Source organism: Pseudomonas sp. AC463 (assembly GCF_979253585.1).
Map to the genome: position 1 here is coordinate 1 of NZ_CEEDDZ010001084.1, position 241 is coordinate 241.

The window sequence follows — 241 nt, forward strand, 5'->3', positions numbered from 1 at the left end:
TCCTGGTCTGATCAGCCACCTTGGCCTGCTCCTCCGGAATCTCATTTCGGAAGAAGTTGGCCGACCGCGAGCGAGCGCCGTAGTCGTCGTAGATCCAGGCGAGAAGGGCACTGAGCCGGTGGGCGCCGTCGATGACGAAGACGTTCTGCCCGGATCTCCACAGGATGATGGCCGGAATCAGATCGCCTTCTAGGAACGCGCCGATCAGATCGACGATCTTGCCCGGCGTCCAGTTCGTTGT

At 61.0% G+C, this 241-nt stretch carries 1 protein-coding gene; it reads right to left on the reverse strand.

Going from position 1 to position 241, the window contains the following annotated elements; genetic code table 11:
* Window positions 1-241, reverse strand: a 241-nt coding sequence (locus AC0IYH_RS33620; RefSeq protein ID WP_471838780.1) for a hypothetical protein, incomplete at both ends; no start/stop codon positions are given.